The sequence below is a fragment of the Pseudochrobactrum sp. AO18b genome (assembly GCF_000409565.1).
In the GTDB taxonomy this organism is placed as follows: Bacteria; Pseudomonadota; Alphaproteobacteria; order Rhizobiales; family Rhizobiaceae; genus Pseudochrobactrum; species Pseudochrobactrum saccharolyticum.
Map to the genome: position 1 here is coordinate 1 of NZ_ANNO01000156.1, position 7,474 is coordinate 7,474.

A 7,474-nucleotide genomic window follows, 5' to 3' on the forward strand; every position below is an offset into this window, starting at 1 on the left:
CCTCATGCAACACCAGCATCCGGTCACAGAAAGCCCGTACCAGTGCCAGATCATGCGATATAAACAGATAGGCAATGCCATTTTCGCGCTGTAAATCGGCCAGCAGATTAAGGATTTTCGCACGCACAGATACGTCCAAAGCCGATACCGGTTCATCCAGTACGATCAGATCGGGCTTGCACAACAGCGCGCGGGCAATCGCCACACGCTGACGCTGACCACCGGAGAGTTCACGCGGGTAGCGGTCAGCCATATCCGCAGTCAGACCAACCCGTTGCAACACCTCAGCAATTTGTTGCTTCGTGTTCTGTTTACTCCCATGCAAAACCAGCGGCACCTGTAAAATCTGGCTGATCGTATGGCGTGGGTTGAAAGCCCCCAAAGGGTCCTGAAACACCATCTGGAACTGAGCCCGCTTCTCCCGTAACGCACTGCCCTGAAGAGCAGTCATATCGGTGCCGCTGAGAATGATCTTACCGCTATCCGGTTCGTTCAGGCGCATGATCAATCGCGCCAAAGTGCTTTTACCAGAGCCGGAACGCCCGACTAGCGCCAGTGTCTCACCGGCATGAAGTGTGAGATTGATATTTTTCAAACCTTTTGAAGGGTCTTTGCCAAAGGCCTTGTTGAGACCGGCAATCTGCAAAACCTCGCTCATAGCGCACCGTCAATCTCAGGCAGACGCGGCTGCTTCACCCAGTCCAGCCCGATATGGGTTGCCAGCAAGGCTTTGGTATAATCATGCTGCGGCGCGGTGATCACCTGTTCAGCAGTGCCGAGTTCCACCATCTGCCCGCGATAAAGCACAGCAATTCTATCGGCCAGTTGTGAAGCCAGCGCGATATCATGAGTCACAAACAGCATTGTCAGCCCTTGCGCCCGAACCAGACCATCCAGCAATTGTGCCACATGATTTTGTACCACCGTGTCCAGCGCACTGGTCGGCTCGTCTGCGATCAGCAATTGCGGCTGTGCAGCCAAAGCTGCGGCAATGGCAATACGCTGTTTCTGCCCGCCGGAAAATTCATGCGGATAGCTGCGTAAGCGCTGCTGGCTGTCCGCAATCTGCACCTGCTGCATCAGTTCTGCCGCTCTTTGACGTGCTTCATCCCAAGAAGTTTTAAGATGCGTGACGATCACTTCAGCAATCTGGTCTCCCACCCGCATCATCGGATCAAGCGACCCGTCAGGATCCTGAAATACCACGCCGATATCGCGACCGGCACGCGGCTCATGCGCTAAAGCCGGGAAGTGAATTGAACCAGCAGTTTTAGCACTGGCGGCTAAGAGACCTGCAATTGCCATAGCCAATGTGGTTTTACCGGAACCACTCTCACCAATCAGCGCCAGTCTTTCACCTTGCTTTAGCTCAAAACTAACAGGGTGCAGCACAGTTTGCACACCATAGCGAACCGTCAAATCCTGTACGACAAGAAAGACCTCAGACATTGCTGCGCTCCCTCTCTGATGATGGGCGCCGCGTCAGCGCCTGTCCGGTGAGATGCACGGCAAGAACGGTGACCACCAAGGCCAGCCCCGGAATGATGGAAAGATAAGGAGCAGAGCGCAGCACGCTGCGTCCTTCGGCAATCATAGTGCCCCATGTCACGCTGTTCGGATCGCCAAAGCCTAAGAAGGCCAGTGAGGCTTCAATCAGAATAGCCGCCGCAACTGATACGGCTGCCAGCGATGCAGCTGGCCCAAAGGCATTGGGCAGGATTTCCCGAAAAGCAATGGAGAACGGCCCCTGCCCCAGCGTGCGGGCAGCGGCGACGAAATCGCGCTCACGTAAGGACAGCACTTCAGCCCGTGTCACCCGCGCAGCCTGCGTCCAGCTGCCGATGCTGATTGCAATAATCAGTGTCGGAATGCTTGGTCCCAACACATTGATCATCGCCAGCGCCAGCAAAAAGCCCGGCACAGTCTGAAACGCCTCAGTGATCCGCATCAGCACATTATCGGCAAAACCGCCGAGAAAACCAGCCAGTGTGCCGATCAGACTACCGGCAATCAGCGCAGCGGCGGCGGAACTCAATGCCACCAGCAAAGTCGTGCGTGCGCCATGAAACAGCCCTGCCAGCACATCGCGCCCCAGCCGGTCCGTCCCGAGCCAATGGGCATAATTTGTGAATGGCCGGATCAGCGGTTCTCCGGCAATCGCCAGCGGATCACCGGCAAACAATAATGGTGCAGACAGCGCCATTAGTCCTAAAAGTATCAGAAGACCAATACCGGCCTTACCCTGTCTGTCCAAAGTCTGAAAAAACGTCATTGGCGCTGGCTCCGCACCCGCGGATCAAGCCGCGCATAGGCCAGATCAACCAGCAGATTGGCGATAATCACCGCAAAAGCACCAAACAGAATAACGCCAAGCAACAAGGCCGTATCGCGTTTGGCAACAGCTTCTGCCGCGAGGCGCCCGAAACCCGGAATGGCAAAGACACTCTCAATCACCACACTGCCGCCAAGCATCACACCGGCTTGCAGGCCTAACATTGTCACCACCGGTAAAACCGCATTACGGGCAATGTGCCGCCAGATGATGCGGCGCGAAGAAATTCCGCGCGCTTTGAGCGCCTGCACGAACATTTCCTGATGCAGATCAGCCATGCGATCACGCATCAGCCGCAGATAAAGCGTGAGATAGACACTGGAAAGCGCTGCAACAGGCAAGATCAGATGTCGGCTGATATCCGCAGCTCTGGCCAGTCCTGTTTTGCCGGACGCAATGGTTTCCAGCCCGCCGATTGGCAGCCAGCGCAATGTTACGCCGAAGATCACGATCAGCACCAAGCCCAGCCAGAAACCCGGCACGGCATAAAGCGCCAGTGAAGTCAGCGATAACAACCGGTCACGTTTGGAATGCGGTTTGGCACCGGCCACGATGCCAAGCAGAGAACCGGCAAATAATGCCAGAAATGTCGATACGCCCATCAGCAATAATGTTGCCGGAAGCCGCTCCAGAATAACATCAAGCACCGGACGCTGAAAAGCCGAAGACCAGCCGAAATCACCAGAGAACAGCGCCGTGACATAGGCAAAGAACCGCTGCAACGGCCCCTGATCCAACCCCCATGACTGGCGCAAAGCTTCAAGCTGCTGCGCATCCGCCCCGCCCATCTGCGCCACATAAGCATCCACAGCATCGCCGGGGGCAGCTTCAAGAATGAGGAAGCTACCCACCAGAACAATGCCCAGAACCGGAAGGATACTGGCAAGACGACGGAGGAGAAACGGCACTGATATTTACTCTTGCAAACCGGTATTCGCCCAGCCGGACACCGCCCAGCGCGGATTATCCGAGACATTCTGCACGCGTTCGCTGGCAACCGTAATGAACGAGAAATCTGCAACATTGATCAGCGGCAGGTCTTCTGCCACCAGACGTTGCAAATCCTGATAGATGCCTGCACGTAGCCCATCGTCCAAAGTCACTGCGCCCTTGGCAATCAGTGCATCGACCGCCTCATTCTTATAGCCATATTGATTGGTGAATGGCGCCCCGGCAGGCAAGTCACTCTGAAACAGCACTGTTGTCGAGATTGCCGGATCAGAACGGTAAACCGGCGTTGCCACCGTTATATCAAAATCATGATCGGTATAGACCGCTTTGAGATGTGCCGGTGAATCATTGGCAACAATCACTGCATCAATGCCGATTTTCACCAGAGCCTGACGCAGATAATCGCCGAATTGTTTGGTCTCATTGAAGAATGGTGCAGGCAGCAGCTTCAGCTTAAAGCGGAAACCGTCAGCGCCTTTTTTATAACCAGCTTCATCCAGCAGGCTTTCAGCCTTGGCAATATCAAAAGCATATTGCTGCGTATCCGGCGCATAGAAGACCTTGTCAAAAGCCGGTACTGGCCCTGTCGCTGGCTTGGCATAACCAAGGAAAATCGTCTTGACCACAAAATCCTTGTCAATCGCATGGGCGATAGCTTGGCGCACTTTCAGGTCAGCGAGTTCTTTGCGACGATGATTAAGTTCCACACTGAGCTGATAGGTCAGTGCCTCATAGCCATTGGCATAGACTTTCAGCCCCGGCACTTTGGAAATCCGCTCAAGATCAGCCAGCGGTACGGCAGAGAACGCAGCCAGCTGAATCTGATCGGCTTCCAGCGCATTACCCGCAGATGCACGATCCGGCAGCACCTGATAGACAATCTCATCCAGCGCAGGGGCTTGTTTGTCCCAATAATTTTCATTGCGTTTCAGCAGATAATATTCACCCGGTTTATGATCGCCATAGACAAACGGCCCCGTACCTACCAGTTTCTCATTGGCCGGGTTTTTGGCAATGTCTGTGCCTTCATAGAGATGTTTCGGTAGCACTGAAGTCACGACCGGCAAGGCGTTGCGGATCAGCTGAAACGGTGTCGGTTCGGAGAAACGGAAGACAGCTGTATGCTCGTCCGGTGTCTCAACGCTTTCCAGATTTTTGAAAACCGAGCGGCCGAGATTTTGCAGTTTCTTCCAGACTTCCAGCGCCGAGAAAGCCACATCGGCAGAGGTGAGCGGCTTGCCGTCATGCCATGTCACACCTTCGCGCAGTTTGAACGTGGCCGACAACCCGTCTGCCGAGCCTTCCCAGCTGGTGGCCAGCAGCGGCTTCAAACCATCCGGATGCTGCGCATCAACATAAGACTGCTCGGCCAAAGTCTCGATAACCTTGCTCGCCACATAGAAAACGCCGTTTGAGGCGACAATTGCCGGATTAAGATTGGCCGGTTCGCTATCCGCGGCCACAACCAGACGACCACCGCGCACCGGCTCAACGGAGGCCTGTTTTTCAGCCGTTTGTGCGAAAGCAAAACGCGGCAGAACAGAAAGAGCCGCTACACCGGCAGTTCCCGCCAGCAGAGCACGTCGGTTAAGCGTCAATCTTGTCATAATACTCTGTCCCTCTGTAACCGCTTAAATCTTAAGCTTTTTCAATGCACCGGCCAAAGCCTCAACAGCCTTTGCCGCAAATTCCGGTTGCGCTGATGCCCCCATATGACCGATACGCAAAACCTTGCCAGCCGTATCCTTGCGGCCAAGCGATACCAGCACATCATAGTCGCGCAGCATCTGATCGCGCAAAGCCACATCGCTGATGCCATCCGGTACTTTGAACACTGTCGCAGTCGGTGCCGCAGTGGCCTCCTGACGCGACCATAAATCCAGCCCCAATGCTTTGACACCTTCACGGGCGATTTGCGCAGTTTGTGCATGACGCGCCCAGACATTTTCTGCACCTTCTGTAAGATAGAGATCAAGCGCGGTATTGAGAGCATAAATTTCTGCAACAGACGGCGTTACCGGAAAAGCATTGCCTGCGCGCCATGCTTCTTTCCAGTCCAAAAGACTCAGGAATGATGCCCGTGGTGCATCAGGGTTCGCCGCCATTTTTTGCCATGCACGATCACTCACTGCCGCCAGCGTCAGACCCGGTGTACTGCCCAGACATTTTGACGGAGAGGTAATGAAAATATCCGCATGCACGGCTTCAGGATGCACATCCATGCCGCCAAAAGATGAGACCGCATCGACAATCAGAAAAGCACCATGACGCGCGGCAATGGCACCGATCTCCGCCAAAGGATTGAGCGTGCCCGAAGGCGTATCGTGATGGCAAACGGCAATAATACTGATGTCAGGGCGTTTTTGCAGCATGGTCTCTACAGCCTGCGGATCAATCACATCATCATAATCCACTGCCAGTTCAATGACTTCACGGCCATAGTGCGTTGCCCACGGACCAAAGCCTTTGCCATAAACGCCGGAGACAAGATTAAGCACCACATCCTGACGGGCGATCAGACCCGCAGCTGCCGCCTCAATACCGAGAATGGCTTCACCCTGCATAATCACCGGTTGATTGCCGGTACGCATGACCTGCGCCAGCTTCTCAATCACGCTTTGATAAAATACCTGAAATGCATCCGTATAATCATACAAAACCGGCTGCCCTAACGCCCGAAGAACTTCCGGATAGGCCGGTACCGGACCGGTTGTGAGCATATAGGCAGGCACTTGCAGCATGGGATCATTGACCAGTTTAAAAACAGCATCATAGGAGCGGTTTCCCCCATCTCCAAGAGGGATAATTTTCCACGATCAGCAATTATTGGAATATGATTTCTTTTTACGAGCAGAGATGAAATATCCCACTGTATTCTTTTCTGCAGGCAAAGAAGATCGTGCAATCACAGAAGCTCGCTTCTGCCTGTGACAAACAGACTTGCGACAAGTTTCCGGCAGAGATTCCGGTTTCGCTCTCAAAGCAGATCGCGTACAAGACGCAAGATCAGTTTCTTTCCGGCCAGCAGGTAAAGTCTGATCAGCCATGATCGCAACGCACCTGTCACCACGGATGAAACTGACCAATGTCATATCATCGAAGGTATTCAGAATTGCGCGCTCTTCTCCTCTCTGCCTCCGCTCTTACCGCTATTACATTTTCTGCCGCACTGGCTGCTCCGGCGCTGGCGCAGGATACAGCTAAAATCGCACCGAAAGTCATGGTCATCACCATGTTCGGTCAGGAAGCCAAACCTTGGGCTGAGGGCGAGAAATTCACGCAGCAGATCAAGCTGGCCGGTCTTAATCCGGAATATCCGAATGTTGACTGCACTGACGAAGGTCTGTGTCACATGACAACCGCCATGGGTTTTGCCAATGCGGCAAGCTCGGTCTCCGCCATGGCACTCAGCGAGAAATTCGATCTCTCCAAAACCTATTTTCTGATTGCCGGTATTGCCGGTGTTGATCCGAAACACGGCACTCTCGGCTCTGCTCACTGGGCAAAATTCGCCGTTGATGCCGACCTCAACCACCGCATCGATCAGAGCGAAGTGCCGGATACATGGGAAACCGGCTCTTTCGCCCTTGGCGCCAGCAATCCGACCGAAAAAGCCAAATGGTCAGCAGGTACAGAAGTTTATGCTCTGAATGCCAAACTCACAGATTATGCTTTCAGCGTGACCAAGGATGTGGAACTGCTGGATGGTGATGGCGCGAAAGCCTATCGCAAACATTACAAGGGCGATATTGCAACCGGCGCACCGATTGTCAGCATGTGCGATACGCTCTCCAGCGACACCTATTGGCACGGCATTAAAATGGCGCTGTTCATGGAAAAATGGGTCGAACTGCTGACTGACGGCAAAGCCACCTATTGCACCTCGCAGATGGAAGATAATGCTACTCTGACGGCACTGAAACGTGCATCCGAAGCTGGCAAACTGGATTTCGACCGTATTGCATTGCTGCGTACTGCATCGAATTTTGACCGTCAGGGCGAAGATCAGACCGCTCTGGAATCGCTGAAATCAGAATCCGGCGGCTTTAAACTGGCGACCACCAATGCCTATCGCGTCGGCAAAGCCTATGCACAAACCATTCTGACCGGCTGGGACAAGTGGCAGGAAGCGCCTCAGACGGACAGCGCAAAATAACTGGATATAGAAAAGCCCCGCGCAGAACTTTCTGT

General features: G+C 53.9%; 7 protein-coding genes. 1 reads left to right on the plus strand and 6 read right to left on the minus strand.

Annotated elements, in window-relative coordinates; genetic code table 11:
- From A918_RS0106575 to ppaT, 6 genes are all read right to left on the minus strand, one after another.
- Nucleotides 1-658, minus strand: a 658-nt coding sequence (locus A918_RS0106575; RefSeq protein ID WP_022710292.1) for an ABC transporter ATP-binding protein, incomplete at its 3' end; no start/stop codon positions are given.
- Complete coding sequence (locus A918_RS0106580) at nt 655-1,449, minus strand: ABC transporter ATP-binding protein (protein WP_022710293.1); 795 nt, start codon at nt 1,447-1,449, stop codon at nt 655-657. The genes A918_RS0106580 and A918_RS0106575, both read right to left, overlap by 4 nt.
- On the minus strand, nt 1,442-2,272 hold the full coding sequence (locus A918_RS0106585; RefSeq protein WP_022710294.1) for an ABC transporter permease: 831 nt from the start codon (nt 2,270-2,272) through the stop codon (nt 1,442-1,444). The genes A918_RS0106580 and A918_RS0106585 overlap by 8 nt, the downstream gene beginning before the upstream one ends.
- Nucleotides 2,269-3,246 carry an ABC transporter permease gene (locus A918_RS0106590; RefSeq protein WP_028233471.1) on the minus strand — a complete coding sequence of 326 codons (978 nt, stop codon included), beginning with the start codon at nt 3,244-3,246 and terminating at the stop codon, nt 2,269-2,271. Before A918_RS0106590 ends, A918_RS0106585 begins: the two co-directional genes overlap by 4 nt.
- Nucleotides 3,247-4,890: an ABC transporter substrate-binding protein gene (locus tag A918_RS0106595; protein WP_022710296.1), complete on the minus strand. Its 1,644-nt coding sequence runs from the start codon at nt 4,888-4,890 to the stop codon at nt 3,247-3,249.
- Nucleotides 4,891-4,914: 24 nt separating this feature from the next.
- Entirely contained in the window at nt 4,915-6,024 is a 1,110-nt protein-coding gene (gene ppaT, locus A918_RS19685; protein ID WP_022710297.1) for a pyridoxamine--pyruvate transaminase, read from the minus strand.
- Between the two features lie 344 nt (nt 6,025-6,368).
- Here ppaT and A918_RS0106610 point away from each other — a divergent pair, with 344 nt between their 5' ends.
- Nucleotides 6,369-7,439 (plus strand): hypothetical protein, encoded by a 1,071-nt coding sequence (locus A918_RS0106610; protein ID WP_028233472.1) that lies wholly within the window; start codon nt 6,369-6,371, stop codon nt 7,437-7,439.
- The last annotated feature ends 35 nt before the right edge of the window (nt 7,440-7,474 follow it).

Excerpts from the sequence above, each read along its gene's own strand:
- A918_RS0106585 (WP_022710294.1), bottom strand. The coding sequence starts at position 2,272 with ATGACGTTTTTTCAGACTTTGGACAGACAGGGTAAGGCCGGTATTGGT.
- ppaT (WP_022710297.1), bottom strand. The coding sequence starts at position 6,024 with ATGCTGCAAGTGCCTGCCTATATGCTCACAACCGGTCCGGTACCGGCC.
- A918_RS0106595 (WP_022710296.1), bottom strand. The coding sequence starts at position 4,890 with ATGACAAGATTGACGCTTAACCGACGTGCTCTGCTGGCGGGAACTGCC.
- A918_RS0106610 (WP_028233472.1), top strand. The coding sequence starts at position 6,369 with ATGTCATATCATCGAAGGTATTCAGAATTGCGCGCTCTTCTCCTCTCT.
- A918_RS0106580 (WP_022710293.1), bottom strand. The coding sequence starts at position 1,449 with ATGTCTGAGGTCTTTCTTGTCGTACAGGATTTGACGGTTCGCTATGGT.